General features: G+C 59.0%; 1 protein-coding gene. It reads right to left on the bottom strand.

The features are described 5' to 3' along the window. Positions 1 to 18: 18 nt before the first annotated feature. Positions 19 to 709 (bottom strand): co-chaperone DjlA (gene djlA, locus A3754_RS19770; RefSeq protein ID WP_063521060.1); only part of this gene is annotated, 691 nt, incomplete at its 5' end.

The following is a 709-nucleotide window of genomic DNA, read 5'->3' as shown; positions in this document are numbered from 1 at the left end:
GCTAATCCGCGAAGAACCTTATTTAAAGCCGCGGTGTTCCTTAATCATTTCGTAGGCCTTGCTGATTTCCGCGGTTTTTTCCGTGGCCACGCGAATCATTTCTTCCGGCACGCCTTTGGCGGCCAGCTTGTCCGGGTGGTGCTGGCTCATCAGTTTGCGGTAGGTCTTTTTGACCTCCTGATTACTGGCGCTACCAGTGATGCCCAGCACCTGATACGCCTGCGACAGGGACGGACGTGATGGTCCGGCTGCCTGCTGGCCACCCTGGTAGGAATGCCCACCGCGGGCGCCGGAAAATTGCGCCTGGGCCAGCAGCATGTTGAGGATCTGCTGAAACTGGGCGCGCGGCACACCCAGGCCTTCCGCCACCCGCACCAGAATCGCTTCTTCGGCCGGGTCCAGTTCGCCATCGGCCAGCGCGGTTTGCAGCAGAATTTCCAGCAATACCAGAATCAGTTGTTTGCGATGCTTCACGCTTGTCGCAAACGCGGCCACGGTTTGGTCCAGCGGAAAATCGTCCTGCTTGCCCTGGTTAAACAAGGCAATGGCCTGCTTGCGCTGCTCTTCAGACAGCTGCATGCGATCCATCACCGCCCTGGCCTGTGCAATTTCGTCTTCGCTGACACGGCCATCGGCCTTGGCCAGGTGCCCCATGATCGAAAACGCCGTATCGAACAGCGCTGTCTGAATCTGTGACTGTTCGCCCGGG

Source organism: Alcanivorax sp. HI0083 (genome assembly GCF_001635175.1).
The sequence above is the reverse complement of the archived record's forward strand: the minus strand, read 5'-3'. Positions and strand labels throughout refer to the sequence as shown.